The 24,091-nt window shown below is 74.4% G+C and carries 14 protein-coding genes and 1 pseudogene; 9 read left to right on the top strand and 6 right to left on the bottom strand.

What is annotated here, in order from left to right:
• The first annotated feature begins 142 nt into the window (after positions 1–142).
• From AB0J21_RS30555 to AB0J21_RS30535, 5 genes are all read left to right on the top strand, one after another.
• Complete coding sequence (locus AB0J21_RS30555; protein ID WP_363149401.1) at positions 143–3,373, top strand: hypothetical protein; 3,231 nt, start codon at positions 143–145, stop codon at positions 3,371–3,373.
• A gap of 287 nt (positions 3,374–3,660) precedes the next feature.
• Positions 3,661–4,887: an RICIN domain-containing protein gene (locus AB0J21_RS30550; RefSeq protein ID WP_363149400.1), complete on the top strand. Its 1,227-nt coding sequence runs from the start codon at positions 3,661–3,663 to the stop codon at positions 4,885–4,887.
• Positions 4,888–5,111: 224 nt separating this feature from the next.
• Positions 5,112–5,372 carry a hypothetical protein gene (locus AB0J21_RS30545; protein ID WP_363149399.1) on the top strand — a complete coding sequence of 87 codons (261 nt, stop codon included), beginning with the start codon at positions 5,112–5,114 and terminating at the stop codon, positions 5,370–5,372.
• On the top strand, positions 5,369–5,992 hold the full coding sequence (locus AB0J21_RS30540; RefSeq protein ID WP_363149398.1) for an AMP-binding protein: 624 nt from the start codon (positions 5,369–5,371) through the stop codon (positions 5,990–5,992). Before AB0J21_RS30545 ends, AB0J21_RS30540 begins: the two co-directional genes overlap by 4 nt.
• A gap of 104 nt (positions 5,993–6,096) precedes the next feature.
• Positions 6,097–7,539: an aldehyde dehydrogenase gene (locus AB0J21_RS30535; RefSeq protein WP_363149397.1), complete on the top strand. Its 1,443-nt coding sequence runs from the start codon at positions 6,097–6,099 to the stop codon at positions 7,537–7,539.
• 371 nt (positions 7,540–7,910) lie between these two features.
• Here AB0J21_RS30535 and AB0J21_RS30530 read toward each other — a convergent pair whose 3' ends face one another.
• Together AB0J21_RS30530 and AB0J21_RS30525 are read right to left on the bottom strand one after the other, a co-directional pair.
• A complete protein-coding gene (locus AB0J21_RS30530; protein ID WP_363149396.1) occupies positions 7,911–8,441 on the bottom strand; it encodes a hypothetical protein in 531 nt (176 codons plus the stop codon).
• A 143-nt stretch (positions 8,442–8,584) separates the two neighbouring features.
• Entirely contained in the window at positions 8,585–8,962 is a 378-nt protein-coding gene (locus tag AB0J21_RS30525) for a hypothetical protein (RefSeq protein WP_363149395.1), read from the bottom strand.
• An 803-nt stretch (positions 8,963–9,765) separates the two neighbouring features.
• On the opposite strand from AB0J21_RS30525, the gene AB0J21_RS30520 reads away from it, so the two are divergent.
• Positions 9,766–12,567, top strand: coding sequence for a LuxR family transcriptional regulator (locus AB0J21_RS30520; RefSeq protein WP_363149394.1), 2,802 nt, complete (start codon positions 9,766–9,768; stop codon positions 12,565–12,567).
• Between the two features lie 30 nt (positions 12,568–12,597).
• Here AB0J21_RS30520 and AB0J21_RS30515 read toward each other — a convergent pair whose 3' ends face one another.
• Positions 12,598–15,324, bottom strand: coding sequence for a LuxR family transcriptional regulator (locus tag AB0J21_RS30515; RefSeq protein ID WP_363149393.1), 2,727 nt, complete (start codon positions 15,322–15,324; stop codon positions 12,598–12,600).
• 268 nt (positions 15,325–15,592) lie between these two features.
• Positions 15,593–16,024, bottom strand: coding sequence for a hypothetical protein (locus tag AB0J21_RS30510; protein ID WP_363149392.1), 432 nt, complete (start codon positions 16,022–16,024; stop codon positions 15,593–15,595).
• A gap of 559 nt (positions 16,025–16,583) precedes the next feature.
• On the opposite strand from AB0J21_RS30510, the gene AB0J21_RS30505 reads away from it, so the two are divergent.
• From AB0J21_RS30505 to AB0J21_RS30495, 3 genes are all read left to right on the top strand, one after another.
• A complete protein-coding gene (locus AB0J21_RS30505; RefSeq protein ID WP_363149391.1) occupies positions 16,584–17,159 on the top strand; it encodes a TetR/AcrR family transcriptional regulator in 576 nt (191 codons plus the stop codon).
• Between the two features lie 115 nt (positions 17,160–17,274).
• Entirely contained in the window at positions 17,275–19,314 is a 2,040-nt protein-coding gene (locus AB0J21_RS30500) for a BTAD domain-containing putative transcriptional regulator (protein ID WP_363149390.1), read from the top strand.
• 629 nt (positions 19,315–19,943) lie between these two features.
• Positions 19,944–20,552, top strand: coding sequence for a hypothetical protein (locus tag AB0J21_RS30495; RefSeq protein ID WP_363149389.1), 609 nt, complete (start codon positions 19,944–19,946; stop codon positions 20,550–20,552).
• A gap of 461 nt (positions 20,553–21,013) precedes the next feature.
• Here the strand turns inward: AB0J21_RS30495 and AB0J21_RS30490 are convergent.
• Both AB0J21_RS30490 and AB0J21_RS30485 read right to left on the bottom strand, forming a co-directional pair.
• A pseudogene (locus AB0J21_RS30490) lies at positions 21,014–21,552 on the bottom strand (HAD family hydrolase).
• A gap of 35 nt (positions 21,553–21,587) precedes the next feature.
• Positions 21,588–22,997: a glucose-6-phosphate dehydrogenase gene (locus AB0J21_RS30485; RefSeq protein WP_363149388.1), complete on the bottom strand. Its 1,410-nt coding sequence runs from the start codon at positions 22,995–22,997 to the stop codon at positions 21,588–21,590.
• Positions 22,998–24,091 lie beyond the last annotated feature (1,094 nt).

Genomic DNA, 24,091 nt, shown 5'->3' with positions numbered 1-24,091 from the left:
GCACGCCACCACCTCCCCCTGCGACCCCACTAGGTGACAACGGTATGAGCGACAGACTGAGTTGGCGCACGGCCCCGGCCGCCGTGCCGGAGCCGGTGGAGAAGAGGCGAGTGGGCTCCGTCGACGGGTGGGGAGAGACGGCGTGAGCGGTTCCACGAGCGCGCGTTCGCGCTGGTTCGGCCGGCGCGGTGGCCGGGTGCGTTCCGCTCCTCCCACCACACCGGCCCCCGTGGCGGGCGGGCCCGGCGGTGAGACACCGGCGCCGGAAGAGGCCCTGCTCATCGAGGAGTACGGCACGGTCACTTTGCTGCGTTCCCCCTCCGACGACTCCCTGAGCACTTCCGACGTCGACGACCTCGTCAGGGTCCTCGCCCAGGACGCCGGGCACACCGCGACCGTCGTCGCCGGAGCGGCGGCCGCCGCGGCGGGCGACCTGTGGGCGCGACTGGCCGACGTGCTCGACGCGCTGCGGGCCGAGGGCATCGGCACGGTCCGCCTCGTCCTGTCGGCCGCCGGGGAGGACCGCCCCGGCGACCCGGCACTGGCCCGCCGGGTCGCGGAGGACTGGGACATCGAGGTGATCGCCCCCGACGGCCTCGCCCTGGTGGTGCCGGGCGGCGGACTGTTCGTGGCGGAGCGGTACTCGGGGGCGGAAGGGGAGTCCGGCGGCTGGTGGCGTTTCCGACCGGGAGCCGAACCGGTACGGATCGGCTCCCGCCAGCCCGCCCCCGCGTGGCAGTCCGCGGTCGAGAAGGTGCGGGTCACCGCCGGCGGCGGCTGCGTGATCGAGCAGGTCCCCAGCGGACTGCTCGCCCGGCCGTCCGGCGCCGTGCCACCGCGCGCCGGCGACCTCTGCTACGCCGTACCGGCCGATCCTCGGGGGCCCGCGCTCGTGCTGGGCGTGCCCCAGGGCGAGGACCTCTCGACGGCCGATGTCCTCGACGTGCTCTCCGCACTGCCCGAGGCCGTGCGCTCCCGGGTCCGTCTCGTGCCCGGAGGCTCCCGCGACATCCTGCGCACCGGCCAGGCCGTGGCCGACGAACTCGGCGCCGAGATCGTGGTGTACACCGGTATGCCGGTGCTCTCGTACGACAGCCCCACCGGGGCCGGGCGCATCCGGTGCGTCCTCGTCGGCGCCGACGGCGAACCGCGCTGGTGGCCCTACGTGGACGCCGTCGTCTGCGCCCCGGCACCCGCCGAGGGGTCCGCGCCCAGCCCCCGCGTACTGCGGTGGAACCCGCCGGCCGCAGGTCCCGAGGCCCCGAGTGACGGCGTACTGCGGCTGCCCGGCGGCTGGCAGGCGACCGTCACCCGGGCGGGGATGTGGGTCACCAGGACCGACAGCGGCCCGCCCTCGGCGACCGTGCGTCCCGTGGACGCCGACGGGCCGACCCTGGAGATAGGCCACCCGGGGCAGCGGCTCGACCCCACTCTCTATCCGGCGCTCGCGGAGCTCTTCGGCCGCCTCGGCGAGTCCGTGCGCGCACGGGCCAAGCTCCACGTCCACGGCACCTGCCCCGGTGGCGGCCGGGAACTGCGCCGTACGGCCGCCGCCCACGGCCTGCGCACCATCCGCTTCGCCGCCGCCTCGCTCCCCGCGCCGGCGACGGCCCCCGACACCCCTGCCGCGCTGCCGGGCCCGCCGCGGCAGCTCGCCGCCGCGCCCGGCCCCGCACAGCCCCCGGCCACGTCGTCGGCCGGTCCGCCGGCTCGAGGGGGCCCGCCCGGCCGTCCGGCCGGCCCCACCGTTTCGGGCGTTCCGGGCGCCCGGAGCCCCGAGGCACCGGCACCGCGGCCCCCTGCCGCACATGCCGCCGCGTCGGCCGCCACCGGCGCCCCGGCTCCTGCCTCCTCCCCCGGACCGGTCAGGTCCCCGGCCAGGCCGAGCCCGCTGGTACGGGCCGGTCTGAAGGCGCCGGACAGCGCCGCAGGGCCGCGGGCCGCCGGAGCAGCGGGGGCGGCGCCGGGCGGGGCGGCACCGGTCGCTCCGGCGGGGGCGGACGCGTCCGGGGCCGGGCCCCGGCGGGATCCCGTACCGGACGCGCCCGAAGAGCCGCTCAAGGGCGGACCGCCGGAGCCGGCACAGGCCGGGGACACCTCCCCTGAGCCCGAGCCCGAGCGTAAGCCCTCCCACGGGCCGGAGTCTGAGACCACGTCGGAGCCCGAGCCCGGACCGGAGCCAGGGCCGGAGCCGAAGCACGAGCACGAGCCGGAGCGCGAGCCCGAGCCGGAGCGCGAGCCCGAGCCGGAGCGCGAGCCCGAGCCGGAGCGCGAGCCCGAGCCGGAGCCGAAGCGCGAGCCCGAGCCGGAGCCCCTGCCGGGGCCCGCCTCAAGGCCCACGACGACGTCCTCCGGGGCATCCGGAGCGTTCGGGCCGTCCGCGCCGTCCGCGTCGGCGGGCGAGGCGCGGCCCGAACCGGCCGGACGCCCTGCCACACCGGCTGCCACCTCCCCGCCGGCGGTTCCCTCCCCGCCCACCGCTCCCCCGTCACCCGCAGCGCCACCGCCGGACCGCACGGCGCGGGCCCCGAAGGCCGCACGGCAGCCGGCGGCTCCGCTTCCCACGGTCCCGTTCCCGCCGGGCCACATCAGCACCGAGACGCAGCGGGGCGAGTTCCGCAGGCTCGCCGAGGCCGTGTGGGAACGGCATTCCGCCGCCGTCGCGCGGGCGCTCACCCGGATGCCCGTGCTGCGCGGGCCGGAGCAGGAGTCGGTGCGTGCCGACCTCATCGCACTGCACGTCTATCTGCACACCGTCGAGGGCCCGTTGAGCCACGGCGCACTCGTCAGGGACCTCGACGCCGACGTTCCCCGGCTGCTGCCCTACGTCGCCTGCGTGGCCTCGGCGCTGCGCAGGCTGCCCTCCTACCGGGGCGTGGTGTTCCGCGGTGCGGGCGACAGCGGTACGACGGCCGGCCCCGGTCCCGCCGTGGAGCCGGGCGCCCTGCTGCGGGACCCGGCCCCCGTGTGCGCGCTGCCGCTCGGGCCGGGCGAACCCCGCCCGGCCGGGGAGCAGTACGTCATCTGGTCGTCCACGGGCCGGCGCGTGCGGCAACTGGCGGGCGGGCCCGGCGCCGGCCGGGGCCGCGACGAGATCGTCTTCTCCCCGGGGACGGTGCTGCGCGTCCTCGCCGTACGGGGGACCGCCGAGGCGCCACTCGTACTGCTGCGCGAGGTGCCCGACGGCCCCGGGGCCCCAGCGGCACAGCTCACCGAACTCGACGACCACGACCGCGCAGCCCTCGACCGCCTCGACGAGGCACTACGCCGTCATCCTGTCGCACCGGGGCAGTTCCGCTGGCCCGACCTGTGCGAGGGGTCGCTGGGACGGAGCGGTCGCACCGCCGGTTCCGTCCCCCGTACCACCCGATGACCGCCCGACCCGCGAATCGAATCGGAGACACGATGCCCCACCAGGAACCCTCGGGCCCACAAGGACCGTCGGTACGCCGCGCCGTCCCGCTTCCCGGCTCGGCGAGCCGGCCCGACCCCTCGTCGCTGCGCCGGAAGGGCGGCGCGGGAAGCGGGCCTCAGGCGCCGGGCGAACCGGCCGGCCCGGAGAAGAACCTCGGGCCGGGCGATCCGAAGGGCGCTCCCGCTCCGGCACCCGCGCGCGGCACGGCGGGCGCGGACCCTGAATCCGCAACGCCCGGATCCGCCGTGGAAGCCGGCGGATCCGAGACCGTGGTGATCGCCGGGGCCACCGCACCGCTCGTGGCCGAACCGGAGGCCGCCGAGAGCGCCGATGCCGGTGCCGAGGCAGGGGCCGGTGCCGGTGCCGGTGCCGGTGCCGAGGCAGGGACTGAGACGGCGGCCGCCCCGGAGGCGAAGGGCGAGGCCGCCTCACGGAGCGAGAAGGTGGAGGAGGCCGAGACCGCCGGCCGCGGTGAGACGGCGGCTCCGAGCGGCGCGGAGGGGGCCGGGGCCGGGGCCGGAGTCATGGCCGCCGCGTCCGGTGGTACGCCCCCGGAGGCCGCCACCGCCACGGACAAGAAGGGCGAGGAGCCCCCGACGGGCCGTCCCACCAAGTCGCTGCTCGCGGCGGCGGCCATCGGCGGCGTCCTCCTCATAGCCGTACCTCTGCTGGCCTTCGCGGCGAACGACGACGACGAGAAGGAGAAGGCGGCCCCCGTCGCCGCCGGCGTGACACTCCCGGACAAGGAGGAGGCGAAGGCGCCGGGCCTGTACCGCGCCAAGTCGCCCGAGCCGTCGAAGTCGGCGAAGAAGCCGAAGGCGGAGAAGAAGGCCGACGAGAAGCACGCCGTGGCCGTGAATCCGGGGCCGCCGGTGACCGGGGAGCCCGAGGCCGGGAAGACCGCGGAAGCGAAGGGCGGGAAGGCCGGAGAGGCGAAGGGGGAGGAGAAGACCGAGAAGGAGCAGAAGCCCCAGACCAAGAAGGCGGTCGTGCCCGACGCCTCCTTCACCCAGAACAAGGTCCTCAGGAACAACAGGACCGGCATGTGCGCCGACCTCCCCGCCTACGGCAACGGCAAGGTGGGCGGGGAGGTCAACGAGTACTACTGCGACGCCACCTCCCACGACAACCAGCTCTGGAACTTCGACGTGAAGCTCAAGGGCGGCGGCCCCCGGAGCGCCAACCTGTTCGTCATCCGCAACTCCAAGGACGGCCTGTGCATGGACCTGCCCGGCACGGTCGGGGTGAGCGGTGGCGGCATCATCGAGGGCCTCTGTGACGGCAGCACCGGCGACAACCAGTTGTGGTGGCTGGAGAGCCGGGGCAACGGCCTGTACTGGATACACAACTTCGCCAGCGACAACCGCTGCCTGGAGGTCTGGGGGCCGAGCGGCGGAGGCGGCTACCGCAACTCCCGCCTGAGCGTCACGGGCTGCAATCCCGCTGACGACCACGAGTGGCGCCTGGGCTGACCCCTGGCCGTCACCGCGACCACGGAGTACGGCGACTGATGGACGTGAGGTCCATGAGAACCGGTGCGGGGACCGGTTCCCATGGACCTCACGTCCATCGGCTCCGCCCTCGAAGCCGTTCGGGCCGCCCGGACACCTTGAGGCGTCCGGTCCCCCGACGCCGCCGGGCACGGAACCACGGTCGCCGTGGCACTGCCGCCGTCCGTGGACCAGGTGGTGGCGATGTGCGCCGTCTGCGGGCCGGTGCCGTCTACCTGCCGGTGGACGTGACGTATCCGTCCGAGCCGGTGCTGTGGATGGCCAGCGGCCACGAACCGCACCGCGTCGACGACGTGACGCGCCGTGACCCGGTCGAGCTGCTCGCCGCGCTGCGCGCGTCGCGGATCGACGTCATCGAGGTCACGCCGAGCAGGCTGCGGCAACTGCTGGACGCCGGTTGGCTGCCACCGGAGCGGCCGAGGCGGGCGCTCACCGCCCCAGCGTGACCGCTCTCGGCGGCGAACCCGTCGACGGAACCTTGTGGCAGCGGCTCTCCCGGGAACCGGACGTCGTCGTCCACGATTTCTACGGCCCCACCGGGACGGCCGTGGACGCCGTCACCGCCCGGGTGTCCCGTTCCGCACCGGTCGTCGGCCGACCCGTGCGGGCCGCCCGCGCCTACGTGCTCGACCCCGCGCTGCGTCTGCTGCCGCACGGCGCGGCCGGCGAACTGCACCTCGCCGGAAACGGTGTCGCCCGAGGCTACGCGGTACGCACCGCTCTGACCGCCGACCACTTCCTCGCCGCCCCCTTCGGCGCACCCGGTGCACGCATGTACCGCACCGACGACCTGGCCCGCGGTCCACCGACGACGGTGGACACCTCGCCGCTCCACCCGCCCCGTCCAGCTGACGGATCCGGGGCAACGGGACCGCACCTGGGGAACGGTGGCGGCGGCCGGCCCGCACGCGCACCTGCCGCTGTTGACGCTGCATCACATCGCTGCGGACGGGGCTGGTCCATGGCGCCTCTCGTCCGCGACCTGACGACCGCCTGCACGGCACGCGTCGAGGGCCGGGCGCCGAACTGCTCGCGCAGCCGGGCCGCGTGGGCATCGAGCGGTTAGGCCCCCTTATCGCCGCACCATGGCGCACATCCCGAAGTTAAGTGCTACATTTAGGTGACAGTTAGCGGGGAGGTTCCGCTCGTTACGGACTCGGGAGACTGCGCATGATCACTCACGACAAGCTCTTCATCGGCGGCGTCTGGAGTGAGCCGAGCGACCCGGAGCCGCTCGACATCCTGTCCCCGCACGACGAGTCGGTGGTGGGCCGCGCGGCCCAGGCCCGGCCGGCCGATGTGGACCGCGCGGTGGCCGTCGCCCGCGCCGCCTTCGACGCGGGCACCTGGCCGAACACCCCGCCGGCCGAACGGATCGCGGTGCTGCGCCGGCTGAACGCCCTGCGGGAGGCACGCGCCGAGGAGGTGGCCGCCGTGATCAGCGCGGAGAACGGCTCGGCCGGCTGGTTCACCCGGGCCGGGCAGCCGGGCCTGTCCCGCCAGGCAGGCGCCTACCTGAAGGCGGCCGAGGAACTGGCCTGGGAAGAGGTCCTCACGCCCACCGACCCCTCGGACACCGTCCGCAGCATGGTCCGCCGGGAGGCCATCGGCGTCGTCGCCGCCGTCATCCCGTGGAACTCGCCGTTCTCCGCCTCCCTGGCGAAGATCATTCCGGCGCTGCTGGCCGGCAATACGGTCGTCCTGAAGGTCTCCCCGGAGAACTCCCTGAGCATGGGTCTGCTGGCCGGCCTGCTGGCCGAGTGCGGGCTGCCCGAGGGCACGATCAGCGTGCTGCCGGCCGACCGCGGGACAAGCGAGCACCTGGTGTCCCACCCCGACGTCGACAAGGTGGCGTTCACCGGCTCGACCCGTGCCGGGCGCCGGATCGCCTCGATCGCCGGCGAGCAGCTCAAGCGGGTCAGCCTGGAGCTGGGCGGAAAGTCCGCCGCCGTCTTCCTGCCCGACGCGGACCTGGAGAGGTTCCGGGCGGGCCTGAAGTTCTCCTCCTTGCTCAACAACGGTGAGGCGTGCATCGCGCACACCCGCGTCCTCGCGCCGCGCAGCCGCTACGAGGAGGTCGTGACGGTCGTCAAGGAGGTCGTCGAGTCGCTGAAGGTCGGCGACCCCCGGGACCCCGACACCTTCATCGGGCCGATGATCCGCCGTGACCAGCAGCAGAAGGTGCGCGACTACATCGAGACCGGCGTCAAGGAGGGCGCGCGCCTGGTCACGGGCGGCCCCGAGGTGCCCGTTGGCCTGGAGAGGGGCTACTACGTCACCCCGACCGTCTTCGCCGATGTCGACAACTCGATGCGGATCGCCCAGGAGGAGATCTTCGGCCCGGTGCTCGTCGTCATCGCCTACGAGGACGAGGACGAAGCCGTGCGCATCGCCAACGACTCCGAGTACGGCCTGTCCGGCGGTGTGTGGTCCGAGGACGAGGGGCACGCCCTGGCGATCGCCCGCCGCATACGGACCGGCACCGTCACGGTCAACGGCGCCTCCGTCGGCTTCGACGGCCCCTTCGGCGGCTTCAAGGCCAGCGGCCTCGGCCGCGAGTACGGCTTCGCCGGCCTGCACACCTACCTCGAATACAAAACCGTCACCGTCTGACCGGCCCGTCATACGGGGGCTCGCGGCGACGCGGCCCCACCGACCGGGGGCTCATCCATGCCCCGGAAACAGGTATCCGCCGCGTCCGCTGTGCGGCCGGCCGCCCCAACCGCCGCCCCGCACGGTGGACATGGCGGCGTCTCGTCGTCATGAGCGCGCTGGTGCCCGGCCGTGCCACCGGCGGCCCGTCCTGCCGCTGTCCACGCTGCGCTCGCGGACCGCCGTGTTCGGCTTGCTGATCGGCTTCGCGGCGAACATCGCGATGTTCAGCGTGCTGGTCCACCTGCCCACCTACCTCCAGGTGGTGCACGGCGTCTCGGCAACCCTGTCCGGGTGCACCTCTTGCCGCTGGTCGTCGGCCTGCTCGTCAGTCAGTCGCTGGCCGGACGCTGGGCGGCACGTCCCGCGCGGGTGGGCACGATCCTGATCACCGGCAGGGTGCTCAACGTCGCCGGACTGCTGTTGCTCAGCACCGTGAGGACCGGGACCGGCGCTCTTGTGCTGAGCGCCTGCTTCCCGGTCACCGGCGTAGGGCTCGGCATGGTGCCGCTGGTGGTCCTGACCGCCGTGCAGAACTCCGTCCCGGCCCGCGACATCGGCGCGGCCGGCGCCGTGGTCACCTTCGCCCGGTCCACCGGCACGGCCTTCGGTGTCGCCGTCTTCGGCCCGCTGCTCAACACCGGCCTGGCCACCCGGTTGAACGACGCGGCCCAGCGCGGCACCCACGTGCCGAGCGGTCTCGACCCGGCCCGGACCGGCGCGACGGACCCCCTGTCCCCGGCCGCCCACCGTGCCGTCCTCGACGCCTTCGCCAACGCCACCGTGCGGGTTTCGTCCGGGTCGCCCCCTTCGCCGTCCTCGGCACGCTCCTGGCCCTGTTCCTCACCTCGCACCCCTGCCACCGGAACGCGCCCCTCCAGGCGTGACCTCACACACGCCCCAGCAGGCCGGCCCCCTCCAGCGGACATACGTGTGTCCCGGCTCTCCTCACATGGCGGCTCCACGAGGCGGCTTTTCCACAGCGCCGACCGCGGCGGAACGCCTGTCAGTTCCGGAAGCTGTGCATGGCTCCGAGAGACTTCCACGAGTGGAGGTCTCCCGCCGGTTCGGTGACCGAGGCGCCCGTGCAGTCCGCGCCCTCGTAGAACGTAACCGGCTTGTCCGTCATGTTGACGGTGGCGAGCACGCCGAACGGCGCGGTGACGCATCCGGGGCCGAAGTCCTCGTAGAGGGCGGCCCGTCCGGTGAACCACTCCGTCTCGAAGACACACAGGTTGCCCGCGGTGGTGCACCTCGCGTCCCTGTTGTCCACGAGGACGGGGCCGGACGTCGTCGACGCCCCGGCGGGGGCCGCCCCCAGGAGCAGCGCGGCGGCTGTCGCGGCGAAGGCGGCCGACGCACGCCTGTGTCCGAACATGTGCATGGACTTCTCCTTCTGCGGACTGCGGACTGCGGACTGCGGACTGCGGACTGCGGACGGGACGAACATGTGAACCGGTGTCCCAGCGTGCATGCGAGCAACATGGCTGTCAACGTTTCACCTGCACATGGCCGGTTCTGCCTCACACCTGATGAGTGTGCTGTCCGATCCATGAACCGCTGCCCGGACGACGTTCCGGCGCCGCGGCACCGGCCTCGGCCACCCGCCGGAACGCGGCCCCGGGAGCGCGGTGGGAGAAGAGGACCTTCGGCCGGCTGTCGCGGGAGGCGCGGGAGCGTTCGCTGTTGACGCTGGAGAACCTCGCCGAGGCCTCCGGGGTCAGGGTCCCGGCCATCAGCGACGGGGAGCGTCGGCAGCGGTCCCTCACCGAGCGAGGCATCAGCTGGGTGAGTAGCGGTCAGGCACCTGAGGGCCGTGCCGCACGCCCGGAGGGCTCTGGCGATCTCCCGCACGCCCGGGTGGCCGACGGCTCTCCCGCGCGTGGACGGCTCTGAGGGCCGCGGGGCCGCGCGGTCGGTCTCCGTTCCGCGCGGCGCCTGAGCGGCTTCGCTGACGGGTCTCTCCAGGAGTTCCCGCCGGGGTTTTCCCCGGCAGTTCCCGGCAGTTCCCGGCAGTTCACTCAGGAGGACCGGGCAGCTCCTGCCTGGGGTTTCTCTCGCCGGGCGGCAAGCTGCATGCGAACTGCCTGGTTCCGCGTGGGTCGCTCCGCTGGGATGGGAGCAGACAAGAGAGCGCTCCCTTGAATCCGGTGGGACCGTTCGCTGCCGCAGAACGGGGGGTCGTCCATGAACGCCCAGACCGAGGTGTCCCCTTTCGCCGCCGGGAAGGAGGACCGTGACGGCCCTTCGCACATGGCCCCCCTCTCCCGGAGGCCGCCGGGGCACCCGGCACTCGTCGGCCGCGATCGCGAGCTTCGGGAGCTGCACGCCTTCCTGCGCGAGGCCGTCGTGCGCGGAGCGACGCGGGTCCTGCGCGGGCACCCGGGATCGGGGAAGTCGGAGCTGCTCGAAGCCACTGTCGGCATGGCCGCGGCCTGCGGCATGCGCGTGCTGCGCTGCACCGGCATCCGGGGCGGTGATCCGTCCGAGCTCTCCGGACTGCTCCAGATCATCTGGCCGGTGCTGGGCGGTCTTCGCCGGTCGCTGACGGCCGGGCAGTCGCAGACCCTGGAGATGCTGCTCGACGGTGTGCCCGCGCGCGACGACGGGCCGCGGCTGCCCTTCGCCGTGCTCGGCGTCCTGGAATCGGTCAGCGCGAGAGCGCCGCTCCTGATCGCGGTGGACGACTGGGACGCGCTGGACGGGCCCAGCAGGGAGGTGCTCTCCTTCGTCGCCCGGAGGACCGCGGGCCATCCGATGGGCCTTCTGCTGACCTCGCGTCCGCACCGCGCACGTCCGGCGTCACTGGCCGGCCTTCCGGAGCTGACGCTCGCCCCGCTGACACCGGCCCAGTCCGCCTCCCTGCTCGCGAAGCGGCGTCCGGGCAACGACGCGTACGCCGTGCGCGAGCTGCTGGCGACCGCGGCCGGCAATCCGTTGGCGCTGCTCGAACTGCCCACCCGGTCCGAGGACCGGCTCCCCCACGTGCCCGCCTCCTCCGACCGGCTGGCCTCGGCCATGGCACCGGGCGCCGCACGACTGCCCACGGGGACCCGGGACCTGCTGCTGGTGGCGGCGCTCCACCCGGCGGGCGACCTCCCCCTGCTGCTGTCCGCCGCGTCGGGGATCGGCGGCGCCGAGCCGGACTTCGCGACGGTGGAACCGGCCGAGCGGGAAGGCCTCGTCGTGGTGGACGGCAGGCGTCTGCGCTTCAGCCATCCCGCCACCGCGGGAGCCGTGGTCCACGACGTCGGCCCGGACCACTGCCGCGCCGCCCACGCGGCCCTGGCGGCCGTGCTGGCGCCGGGTTCCGTACGGATGTTGTGGCACCTCTCGCAGGCGGCGCAGGGGCCCGACCCGGAACTGGCCGGTCGTCTCGAAGCCGTGCACCGCCGTGCGCTGGAGCAGAGCGAACCGACGCTGGCCGTTCACCTGCTGCGGCGGGCGGCCGAGCTGTACCACGCCGCTGAGGACCGGGGACGCTGCCTCCTGCGGGCCGCCCGGCTCGCGCACGACCTTGGCATGGAGCGGACGGCACGGACGATGGCGCACCGCGCGCTGCGTCACCCCCTGGGGCCCCTGGGCACACGGTGCGCCGAGACCCTGACGCCGCGGGGAGAGGGCGGCGAGCAGCGGCCGCCGGACCCGGCGGGGTGGCCCGTCCCGGTCGGCGCCGAGGAGGAGGAGAACGCACTGGAGCTGGTCCGGATCACGGCGCCCCTCCTGGCGGACGGCGACGCCGGACAGGTGGACGCGTTTCTCGCCTTTCTCGACGGCATGCCGGAGAGGGCGGACGATCCGCGGCTGCTGCACGCCATGGCGACGGTACGTCCGGTCCGCCGCGCCGCGACCGTCGTCGCGCGGCTGTCGGCGCTCCGGCAGCGCGGGGAGGTGCCCGTACGAGACCTCGAACGCCTCGGCGAGGCGGCCCTGCTGGCCGGTGATCCGCAGCGGGCACTGGACCTGTACCGGCAGGCGGAACGGCACCACCGCTTCCACGAACTGCCCGGCCTGCTGCCGCGGGTCCTGCTCCAACAGGGGCTGGCGCACCTGGTCATGGGCGACTGGGGGCAGGCCGGGCACGCGTTCCGCGAGAGCGGGGAGTCCGCCGGGCAGCACGGCCACCTCCACCACGCGGCCGCCGCCGGGCTCCTGGGGGACCTGGTGCGTGGTCTGCGCACCGGCACGGTGCCGGCGGCCGGCCCCCACGACCGGGAGGCCGCCCGGGGCTCGGTGCGGGCGATCGACGGAATCCTCGCGGTCGGCACCGCGTGGGCGCAGGTGGAGGGCGGTGACTTCGCCGCCGGCTTCACGACGCTCTCGGCTCTCCTGGCGGACCCGGACCGCTGCCCGGCGGCCCTGTTCGCGCTGGTGCCCTTCGCGGAGGCCGCCGACGCTCTGAACGTGGCGGAGGAGGCGCGCGCGACGCTGCACGGGCTCGAACACGAACTGGGCGCGTGGTGCGCGCCTCTCGTCGCGGTCCGGCTCGCGGTGGCGCGAGCCGTCCTGTCGGACGACCAGGACGCGGAGTACCTGTACGAGCGGGCCTTCGCCCTGGACCTGCCCCGCTGGCCCTCTCTCGAAGCGCCGCTGCGCCTGGCCCACGGGCGCCGGCTGCGCCGCCGTCACCAGGTCGCCGACTCTCGCCTCACGCTGCGCCAGGCCGCCACCGCCTTCTCCATGATGGGCGCCGAGGCACGTGCCGCGCGGATCGCCGCGGAGCTGCGGGCCTCCGGTGAACGCACCGGGGGCGGCAGCCCGGCGACAGTCCCACCGTCCGCGGCCGGTGACCTTCTCAGCGCGCAGGAACTGCGGATCGCCCGCCTCGCCGGACAGGGACTGTCGAACCGCCAGATCGGCGAACAGCTCCAGCTCTCGCCCCGGACCATCGGCGCCTACCTTTACCGCGTCTTCCCCCGGCTGGGGGTGACGGCGCGGGCACAGCTCCCCGAGGCGCTGGAGACGCTGAGGGACGGCCTCGCCACCTGACGGACGGGGCGCCCGGGAGGGCCCGACTCCTCAGGTGTCGAGCCGCGCGGCGAGCTGCGCGCGTGAGGTGACGTCCAGCTTCGGGAAGATCCGGTAGAGGTGCGTGGAGACCGTACGGGGCGACAGGCGCAGTTGTTCCCCGATGGCCCGGTTCGACAGGCCGCGGGCGGCGAGGCGGGCGATGGCGAGCTGCTGCGGCGACAGCACCCGGGAGGCGTCGGAACCGGTGGGTTCCGTCGTCGTTCCGCCGGTCGCCCTCAGCTCCGAAGCCGCCTGCTGCGCGCGGGGCCCGGCGCCGAGCGCCAGGAAGAGGGACTCGGCCGCGGCCAGGGGCTCGCGCGACTCGGTGACGCGACGCCTGCGCCTGAGCCGGACCCCGTGGCCGAACCGGGTCATCGCGTGGAGCAGGGGCCAGGCCTCGGCTCCGGGCCGCAGCGCCTCGCCGTAGCGGGCCTCCGCCTCCTCGTCCGGGGCGAGCACGGCGTGGGCGTAGTCGAGGGTCCGCCGGAGCAGGGGCGCCGGCCCGGGCCCCGCCAGGGCCTCGGCCTGCTCGACGACGGCCCTCGCGTCGGCCGTCTCCCCCGCGGGCGGAGCCGCCTCGGCGAGGAAGGCGAGTGCCCAGAGCTGTTCGAGGCCGAGGGGCGCCGCGTGTCCGGTGAACATCGAGCGCAGTCGCACGTACGCCTCCGCGTAGCGCCCCGTGCCGGACGCCGTCAGCGCGCGGGCGAGCGCGGCCAGGTCCCGTGGCCGGCTCCGGCCGAGGCGCAAGGATGCCTCCTCGACCTCGGCGGCGCACTCCAGCGCCTTGTCGTACCGGCCGCGCAGGGCCTCGATGACGCCCTGCGCGCCGGTGGCCCTCGCCGCCCACTCCGGCTGTCCCGTCCCGGTGGCGATCGCCCGGCCCTCGGCTGCCGTCGCGTGCGCGGTCCCCCACGCGGTGCCGCGCCAGATCTCGCCCAGCGCCCTGGTCACGAGGAGGGGCGCCAGTTGCCCGTACCGCCCCTCGGCACGGGCCGCGGCCTCGGCCTCGGCGAGCAGCGGTGCCGCCCGGTCCAGGTCACCCGTGAGGTGGGCGACCTGGCCGAGCGCGCCGCGGTCGGCCGGGTCCGGTGCGCCGTTCGGCGACGTCCGGCCGACGGCCGACGGTTCGGTCAGCGCCACGACGGTCAGGCCGGTCGCGTCCAGGGGCGGGGGCCACAGGTCCTCAAGAGCACGCAGGACCCAGCTCCGTTCGTCCGGTCCGGCCTGCTGCCACCAGCACCTGCGCGCCGCGGCGAGCAGCAGCCGCCGCGCCAGCGCGGGGTCCTCGGCGGCGACGAAGCGCGCCGCCCGGCAGAGTCCGGCGACGCCGTCCGGGCCGGCCGGGGCGTCGCCGGGCAGCAGTTCGTGCACCCACAGCAGCAGGGCCCGGCCGTACTCCCCCAGTTCGTCCGGGTCGATCCCGCGAGCGTGCCGCAGGGCCTGCTCCGGCAGACCGTGCGCGCACGCCAGCTCGGCGGCGCGCAGCAACCTGCCCGCACGGCTCCGGGGCCCGGCGGAGAGGCGGGCCGCGCTCTCCAGCGCTGCCAGGGCCACCAGAACCCCGGTGCCCGCACCGGGTGGCGGTACCAGCGACTCCAGGCGCTCGGCGAGTTCCTCGTCGGTGCCCGCCGTGCACTGCGCCGCGTGCCACGCCGCGTGCGGAGGGCTCGTGACGGCGCGTCCGAGCGCCGCGTGGGCGGCCATTCGCCGCCCCGCCGGCTCCAGGTGCAGGACCGACACGCGGAGCGGCGGCCGGGGGAACAGCACGTCGGGTCCGTCCTCGACGACCAGTCCCCGCGCGACGATCTCGGCCAGGCCGGCGCCTGCCGCGTCGCCGTCGGCGAGGAGATGTTCACTCGCGGCGAGCACGTCCCGCGCGAGGGACGACGTGCTCAGGGCCGCGGTGAGCAGCACACCGCGCGCGGATGCCGAAAGCCCCGTCAGGTCCTCCGCGTACGCCTCGGCCAGACGGGGCGTCGCGGGCAGCAGACCGAGGCCCGCGACGTCACCGGCGATGTCGTCGCCGAGCGAGAGTTCCGTGAGCGCGAGCGGGTTTCCTCCGGCCACGGCGAGGACGAGTTCCGCCTCGGTGTGGCCGGTGGTCCGCCCCGCGCGTCCGAGGAGTTCGCGGGCCTCGGGCTCGGACAAGCTCCCCAGAGTGAGGGTGAGCGCGTCCGGCGAAAGCCGTGCGCCGGGCGCCGTGCGTTCGGCGACGACGAGGCCCACGCCGGTCCGGCCGCAGAGCCGGGCCATCTCGCGTACGGTGTCCCGGCTCGCGGCGTCGATCCGGTCGAGGTCGTCCACGCACACGAGGACCGGCCCGGGTGTCGGCGTCAGCAGGTGCAGGGCGGCCTCCGCCAGTAGCGGCGGGGCCGGCTCGTCCGCCTCGGTGCCGTCGCCGAACGCCGCCCGCAGCACCGCGCGGTGCGCCGCCGGCAGCTCGGCGAGCCGGGTCAGGCGGGGGCGCAGGAGGCTGTGCAGCGCGGCGTGCCGCAGTCCTCGCTCGGACGGCGTCCAGCCGGTCGACAGGACGGGTATCCCCTGGCCCGCCGCGGTCACGGCGGCGTACCGCAGAAGGGCGGTCTTCCCCGTGCCCGGCTCACCGCTGAGATGCAGCACTCGCCCGCCGCCGGAGAGTCCAGCCAGCAGTGCGGTCACCTGCTTCCGCTCCTGTTCGCGGCCCGTCAGGCCGGTGCCTGTCGGGCCGGTGCCACCCGCGTCCACGTGTGCGCTCATCCAGGGCCCCTCCCTCATCACTCCGCCAACGGACGGGAGCACGCCCCCCACGCGCCCGCGCCCGGACGCGGGGCTCTTCCCGGGCCGGGACGGCCCGCGTCGCGCCGAAGATGCCCCCGGCCCCGGCCCCCGCCCGGTGCGTCACCAGCGTCCTTCGGGCGAGTCCGTAACGGCCCGTTCGCGAGGCTCGTGACCGGTGACGAGGCGGCCGCCGCGCGGAAGCGATCCTTCCGCCGGATGTTCCGCTCGACGCCGGAAAAAGGTGACTTTAACACTCGCCCTCCGGGCTGCCTCCGGGGTTTCCGTGGCCGGCCGCCGAGTAGAGGCCGCGGATACTGACGTCGGCTCCGCGTTCGAGACGGCCGAAGACCCAGTCGATCGGATGGCACTCCCCGGCGCCGGGCAGCTCCACGGCGAGGGGAACCGTCCGGGGGGAGGCCGAGGCGCGGCGCCAGACGCCGCCCGCGTGGCGGGTCAGTATCTCGCCGACGTAACAACCGAAGCCGACAAGGGACTCGGCCAGCTCCTCGCCCGTGACACCCACGGCCCGGAAGCCGTCGACTATGTCCTCCACGAGATCGATGCTGTCGGGGCTGTAGTCCAGGACCGCGCCACTGATGTCGGCCGCCGTCGCGACGATGTCAGCTGCGTGCCGGGGCGCGCTACCGGGCTCCAGGGGGTGCTTCAGGTGCAGCTGCATGTTCGTCCTCGGGCTGTTGCCGTCAATGGCGTCGAGGCTAACCGGACAACCCGGGCGGGGCATGTCCCCCGGGCTTGTTGGTTCCCGGCCCCACAGGCGAGTCGGGCCCGTCGAGGAGCCCTCGTGCGGGAACACGTGGACCTGCTCGTCGGGGTTCGGACACCGCGAGGCCCGGCCCTCGGGACTCAGCACCGGTGACCTGGGTCCGGGGCCGGAAAGACGTGGACCTGACCGTGGCGGCCGGGCAGGAGCCGCCGGCTCCGCCCGTGTCCGGGCCCTCGACTACAGGGACGTGGATTCCTCCGGCGCTCCCACGCCGGGCGTACCGGCGACCGGAGGACAAGGGACGGAGCGGTGCGCCGGAAAGGGGCCTTGGCCCATGGCGCGGCCCCGTGGTGCGGGTGCAGTCGATCGACGCATGCCTCCCGGGCGCGGCCCTGTCACAGTCGGGGCCATGTCGCCGCCTTCCGCACGAGCCCCCGCCACGCGCGCCGACCCGCGCTCGCCGCAAGGCTCCCGGGTATGGGTGTGAAGTCGTCACAGGAGAGAGGAACTTGTCATGGCGCGCCCGCGTGCTTTCGACACCGAGCTGGCAGTGGAGCGGGCCATGGACCTCTTCTGGAGGCAGGGGTTCAACGCCACGCCGCTGCCGCAGCTGACGTCCCGGCTGGGCATCGGCAGCGGAAGCCTGTACGCGGCGTTCGGCTCCAAGGAGGCTCTCTACGCACAGGCGCTGAAACGCTACTGCGACAGCCTGGTCGCGGCGCTCGCGCAGGAGACGGAGTCCGCCTCCGACATTCGCTCGACCCTGCGGGAGCTGCTGCTCGGCATGGCGACGGCCGACGTGGCGGACCCCGAGCGCGGCTGCCTGCTGGTCAACGCGGCGACGGAACGATCGGCCCACGACGACACCGTCCGGCAGGTGAGGTCGGCCATGGCCGCCGTGGAGTCCGTGCTGACGGGGACGCTGGAGCGCGCCCGCTCGCGGGGGGAGCTGGGCTCCGGGCACAGTCCGGTGGAACTGTCCCGCTTCCTCACCACGTTCATCCAGGGTCTGCACGTCATGGGCACGGCGCGCGCCGACCGGGACTTCCTGGAAGCCGCCGTGTCCGGGGCCCTGAAGGTACTGGACTGAGGTTTCGCGCCCGCCCGGGGCCGCGTCGTCGCCGTGCCGCGTCACCTGCCGGAGCGACGAGGCCTCCCGGGCGCCACCGTAGCGACACGCAGTGAAAGGCCAGGTCAGCCGCGAGATGGAAGCGACAGTGCGTTACTCGGTCCTCGGCCCCGTGCGGGCACTGCGCGGTGCCACCGCGCTCGACACCGGACCCCCGAAGAGGCTGGCCCTGCTCTCCCTGCTGCTGCTTCGCGCGCCCGGTCCCCTCACGCTGAGCGAGGCCGTGGACATCCTCTGGGAGGACGCTCCCCCGGCCTGCGCCGTCAACGTCGTGCACCGGCACATCGGCGCCCTGCGCGGGACGCTGGAGCCCGGTCTACGCAGCCGGGCCGACGCCCGGCACCTCGTGCGCGCCGCCGACGGATACCGCCTCGTGGTCGACGCCTCGACCTGCGACCTGCTGCACTTCCGCGATCTGCGCGCGCGGGCACGGCTCGCGGTCGAGGACGGCGAGCCCGGGCGCGGTGCGCGGGAGTACGTCAGGGCCCTGCGGCTGTGGCGCGGCCCCGTCGTCGCCGCCGGCACCCAGGTGTCCCGGCATCCTGCCTTCATCTCCGTCGGGCAGGAGTTCGTCGCGACGGCGAAGGAGGCGGCCGACGTCGTGCTGACCGCGGCACCCGCCCTGACGGAGGAGATCCTGACGGCCCTGCGAGGTGCCGTGGACCGCCACCCGTTCGACGAGGCCCTGCACTCCCGGATCATCACCGCCCTCGCGGCCACCGGTCGGCAGGCGGAGGCCCGCCGGCAATTCGAGAACATCAGCCGCGCGCTGGCCGACGAACTCGACGTGGAACCGGGCCCCGGCCTGCGCGCCGCGCACGGGCACCTGCTGCGAAGCGGAACGGGCTCGCGAAGGGACGCGCCGCGGCCTCAGGCACAGGGGCGGGGAGGGGAACAGGGGCCGGCACAGGCTCGGGCCCAGGCGCGGACGAGCAGCAGACCGGCGCAACTGCCCCCGGATCACGTGCCGTTCGCCGGACGCCGGAAGGCGCTGCGCCAGTGCATGGAGCTCCTGCCCCTGGAAGGCGAGAGCCGGCCTCCCACGACGACGGCGGTCGTCTGCGGGATGGCGGGGGTCGGCAAGACGACGCTCGCCGTCCACTGGGCGCACCTGGTCTCCGGCCGTTTCCCCGACGGACAGATCCACCTGGATCTCCGGGGCCATCACCCCTCGCTGCCGCCCCTCGACCCGGTCCGGGCCATGTGCGCGGTGCTCGACTCGCTCGGCGTCGACCGGCCGCCCACGGATGCGACCGGCCTCGCTTCCGCGTTCCGCACCGCCCTGGCCTCCCGCCGGCTGCTCATCGTGCTGGACGACGCCCGCGACTGCGCACAGGCACGTCCGTTGCTGCCCGCCTCACCGGGCAGTCTCGCGATCGTCACCAGCCGGCGGCGGCTGGAGGGCCTGACGGTCACGGACAACGCCCGGGTCGTCACCCTGGACCCCATGACCCGCGAGGAGGGCCTCGAACTTCTCGACCGCCGCCTGGGCGCGGACCGGATCAGGGCCGAGCGCCCGGCCGCCGCGGAGATCGTCGAGCTGTGCGGCGGACTGCCGCTGGCCCTCGCGGTCGCCGGTGCGCGGGCACTCGTACAGCCGCGGTTCGGCCTGGCCTCCCTCGCGTCCCGGCTGCGGGAGGACCCGGACAGCCTCGTCGCGCTGTCCAGTCAGGACGCCCGTACGGACACCGGCAGTGTCTTCGCCCGCTCCTACGCGGCGCTGAGCGACACTGCCGCGACGCTCTTCCGGCTGCTGTCCCTGCACCCCTCGCGCGACATCACCGCGCGGGCCGCGGCGGCCCTGGCCGGCACCGGCCTGCGCACGGCGCGCGCCGACATCGCCGAACTCACCGACCACCACATGCTCGTCGAACCGGCCCCGGGCCGGTACGCCTGTCACGAACTGCTGCGCACCTACGCGGCGGCGCTGAGCGAGACCCTGGACGCGCCCGACGTGCGGTCCGCGGCACGCGCCCGGATGTCCGAGCACCGTCTGTACGGTGCCGAGACCGCGACCGCGCCGACCGCACCGTGGCGCAGCACGGTCGTCCTGCCGCCTCCCCGTCCGTCCCGGTGCCCGAAGGCGTTGCGCGGGCACCCGGACGCCGCCGGGTGATCGTCGCCGGACGGTACCCGCGCCGGACCTCGTCCGGGACGTGAGCCGGCCGCCGCGGCGGGCGGAGCCCTTCCGCCGGCTCCGGACGTCACGCTGGAGGTGTGCCCCGTCCCCGCCGGGTGGCGACCCGGCGGGTGGGGCGACGCCGATATGTTTCCCGGACGCCGCCTCCGCCCCGCACACCTCGCCGGTCCCGTCGCGTCAACGGCCTCGCGGGAATCCGTGGCCGCCGTTCGGGTGTCCGCAGGGCCGGTACTCGCCCGGGCGCGGCGACCGGTGCGCCCCTGCGGACCGGGCACGGGTCGGCCGGCGGACCTCGGAGGCCGGTCAGGGGGCCACTCCCCTTCGGGCGAAGGGCACACCTGCGGGAAAGAACGTCGCGGTGGGTTCCACAGCAGCGTTTCCACGGGCAGGTATGTCCTGCTGGACTACCGCGGCGGTGCGTACGAAGCGACCGCGGGCGCCGAGGGGTCCACGAAGGGCGTTGCTCCCCGCGGGTACAGACACACCGCGCTCTCGCCGGGGATACCTGCACGACCGGTCGTCCCTGTCGTTCGCACACTTCGGCACCGCCCCCACGGCATGGGTACCATGCCCAGAATCATTCAAATACGAGGGAGTGAACGGTTGTGACCAGCCAGTCAACCGCCACGCTCCGATCGCGGTATGTCGAGCAAGCCGCGTCGGACCTGGAGGAGAACCGCCGTCGACAGCAGGAACTGTCCGAGAAGATCGCGGTGTTGAGGCAGGAGGAAGCGCTCCTGTCCGACATCATGCGTCTCGCCGAGCGGTACGAAGGTCCGTCGGACCCCTCCCGTCTGCCCGAGCAGGCGCAGGACGAGCCGGCACTCGCGCGGTCGAGGCGAGGCGGCGAGAGCACGTCTCGCAAGGGATCGGCCGCCGGGGCAGCCGCGCAAAACGTCGCGAGGGGGAAGGCGCGCGCGAAGACTGCCGCGAAGGGGAAGTCGCGTCAGCCACTGCTCGGAGACGTCCTGATGGAGCTGCTGCGGAGGTACGAGGAGCCGCGGCTCGCGAAGGAACTGCGGGACGAGCTTCTGGAGAAGCACCCCGACCGCACACCGACCCCGCAGGTGGTGCGCAACACACTTGAGTCGCTTGTCGCGAAGGGGCGTATCAGGCGCCACAAGCAGCAGCGGTCGGTGATGTACACCCTCGTCGAGCCCTCCCGGCAAGCCGGCGCCACCGAGGCGGCCGGCACGTCGGCCGGCGACAGCTGATCCCTGGACCGGGCGGAGCGGACGGAGCACACACACGCCGCGCTCGCGGGCCCGTTCACCCGAGGCGCCGGGCAGGCGGTGGGCCGGCGCCGCTCCCCGGCGGCCGGCCCACCTCCGCGCTACGGGAGCTTCGTGTTTCCCCCGCCCGTCACAGGTGTGACGGGCCCGCCGGGAGCGGGTGACGGTCAGCTCACGCTCCCGCACACCTGTTACGGGTGTCGCTGCGGCAGGTGCCCGGACTGGGTTCCACGGCGCTCGGGGGGCGTCCGCAAAGCTGACCACCCGCCCGCGGACATGGGTGACAAGACGGGCAGACACCTCGGAGCCCGCCGCCCTGCGGCCGTCCGGCCGACGCCCTCAGCGATACCCCGGGGGGGCCGTCCCGTCACGCTGAACAGCCGCCCGCCCGGGCTGCCGTCCCTGGCCACAACCGCCGTTCCGCACGACGGCCGACAGCTCGTTCAGCGCAGAAGAGCCGGAAGGCCGGCCACGGACGGCAGGACCTGCGTGGCGCCGGCGTCCCGCAGCGTGGTGCTGTCGTGTGCTCCGGTGAGGACGCCGACGACGGCGCCCGCCCCGGACCGCACACCGCTGGCCATGTCGTACGCCGTGTCGCCGACCACAGCGATCTGCCGTACGTTTTCGGCGGCCCGCGTGCGCAGGAACGCCTCCAGCACCATGTCCGGGTAGGGGCGGCCGCGCCCGCCGGCGTCCGCGGGGCAGAGGGTGAGTGCGGCCAGCCGAGCGCGTCGAGGATCGCGTCCTGGGTGGCCCTGGCGAAACCGGTCGTCAGGACGACCGTACGGCCGTCGGCCTTGAGTTCCTCCACCGCCTCGCGGGCGCCGTCGACGGGGGCGACAAGGAGCCTGTCCTCGTGGTCGGCTGAGCCGGGAGTCACTCCCAGCTCCACGGCCGCCGCCTCGAAGGCGCGCTCCACCAGTCCGCCGTCGGCGACGGTGGTGCCGGCCATGTCCAGGACGACGAGGATGTGCGTGAGCATCTCGTCGAACTGGAACAACTTGATGGACTGGTTGATCAGGAACCCGATGCCACCCCCAGAGGGTGCCACGAGCCGTCGGTGGTCAGCTGATCGGCAGCCCGCGGGCCCCAGGTCCCGGGCCGGTAGGGGACGGGCGCGGTGGAGGGGTCGAGGATGTCGCCGACGATGCGCCAGCACTCCTCGACCATGTCCATGCGGGTGAACTGCCTCGGGTCACCGGTGAGCGCGTGGGCGAGGACGTGCTGGTATGCCTCGGTGTCGTCGCCGGTCAGACCGGTGAAGTCGGCCGCCGCTTCGGTCTGGGTGAGTGCCGCGGGGGCGTCCCCGTTCTGGACGACGAGGCTGAAGGTGACGCCGGAACGCGGGCTGACCCGGTAGCGGACGAGGTTCGGTGCGGGGGTTTCGGCGCCGTCGAAGGGGCGGGGGTCATCGGCGGGCGAACGCAGTTCCAGGACGATCTCGATGGCGGTGACGGGCATCGTCTTCCCCGCGCGGATCACGATGGGTACGCCCGCCCAGCGGTCGGTTTCGGCCCACAGGCGCAGCGCGGTGAAGGTCTCGGTGACCGAGTCGGCGCGCACGCCGTCGACGTCGAGGTAGCCGTCGTACTGGCCGCGTACGTAGTCCTGCGGCCGGACGGTGCGAACCGCTTCGAGGACGCGGGTGCGCTCGTCCAGGCTGTCCTCGGCCGAGGCGGTGCGGGGCGCTTCCATGAGGAGGTGGGCCAGGAGCTGGAGAAGGTGGTTCTGGACGACGTCGCGCAGGCAGCCGGTGGCGTCGTAGAAGCCGCCGCGATCAGCGACGTCGAAACTCTCGGCCATCGTGATCTGGATGCCGCGCGTGTGCTTGTGGTCGAGGACGGCGTCCAGGAGGGGGTTGGCACGGCGGAAGGTGAGGAGGTTCTCGACGACGTTCTTGCCGAGGAAGTGGTCGACGCGGCGCAGCCTGTACTCGGGGAAGTGCCGGGTCAGGTCCTGCTGGAGGGCACGGGCGGACGCCAGGTCGTGGCCGAAGGGCTTCTCCACCACCAGCCACGCGTCGGAGTTGAGGCCCGCGGCGGCCAGCCCTTCCGCTGCCTGGACGTACTGCGCCGGGGGGACGGCCAGGTAGTGCGACAGCCAGGCGCAGCCCCGGGTCTCCTCGGCCACCGAGCGGAAGCTGCCGGGGTCCTCGTAGTCGACGGTGGCCAGGCGCAGGAGCGCGGCGAAGCGGGCGAAGGCGGCTTCGTCGACGGGGCCCTGGGCGGTGACGGCAGAGCGCGCGTGCTCGCGCAGTCTCCGCAAGGTCCATCCGCCGCGGGTGACGCCGACGACGCGTGCGGTCAGTTCGCCGCGCCGGGCCAGTTCGTAGAGGGCGGGCAGCAGCATCTTCTCGGCCAGGTCGCCGGTGATGCCGAACAGCACCAGCGCATCAGCCTTGTGGGGGCCTGCCGTCTGCGTTCCCATGGGGTACGTCCTCAGGTCTCGGGATCACCTCTCGCCGCCATGGACGCCGACGAGGGGAGGACGGTGGAGGCCGCGAGGAACAGGGGGCGGGATTCCCGGGCCCGAGGCGGCGGCCGACCGCCCCCGCGCCCATCGTCGACGTTGTCGCCGGCCACCGCGACCCGGGCGCGGCCAGGCAGCCCTCGGCGGCTCCCGCTCCGGGCGCTTGCCACACCGCGAAGACCCCGCGAAGGGTCTGTCAGCGCTGGTCCGGCGATCGTCGGCCCATGCGGGTGCGCGGGCGGTCGGCTCCCCCGCCAGTTCCCGGGCGTTCGCGTCGAGTTCGCGGCACGTACGCCGGGTGTCGTCGACGACGAGGGCGACCGTCGGGTGAGCGGCGCAGGCCGTGCGGCACCGACCACACGGACGTGCAGGCCAGCCCGGCGACCGTGCCCGGCAGCACCGTGTCGGCGCCCGCCGCGGCCTCGTCGGCCGGTCCGGCTCCGGGTCCCGACACGAGTGCCACCGGGCCGGTGGAAGCGTTTCCGGGCGGCCGACACGAGGTCCGCGACCGCGGTGGCGTCGCCGTCCCGGCTCTTCTGGAGGAGCAAAAGTCCCTCGGCGGTCCCGGCGGGTTCGAGCAGCAGGGCGACGGCCACGTCCCGGGGGCGGTCGAGGCGCCGGGCGGGGTGTGCCAGAGGAGGGCTCCCGGGTCGAGTGCGAGGACCAGGCCGCGCCGGCCCTCGTGCGCCCGCAGGTATCCGGCGGTGATCCGCAGCGCGGAGAAGGAAACGGTCGTGCCCTGGTCGGACAGCGCGAAGACGACGGGTCGCCCTCGGCGGCGGCGCCGAGGCAGCAGGAGGCGGACACGCGGCCGTCGCAGTCCGGCGCACCGTGGGCCAGGACGATCTGGCCGATCGGTGGCCCCGGCTCGGCCTCCGCCCGGCGCAGCAGCGCGAGGGCCATGTCCTTGAACGGGCTCACGAGCCGTGAGGTCAGCACCTCGGGTGCGTAGTCGAGGCCGTATGGGGCGGTGATCGCGGTCAGCTACGCGCGGCCCTCGGCGTCGTAGCGCGGTTCGGCACCGCGGTAGGTACCCGCGAAGGTGGCCGCCA

It is taken from the genome of Streptomyces sp. NPDC049954, assembly GCF_040656295.1.
In the GTDB taxonomy this organism is placed as follows: domain Bacteria; phylum Actinomycetota; class Actinomycetes; order Streptomycetales; family Streptomycetaceae; genus Streptomyces.
This window is presented reverse-complemented; position numbering and strand designations above follow the sequence as displayed.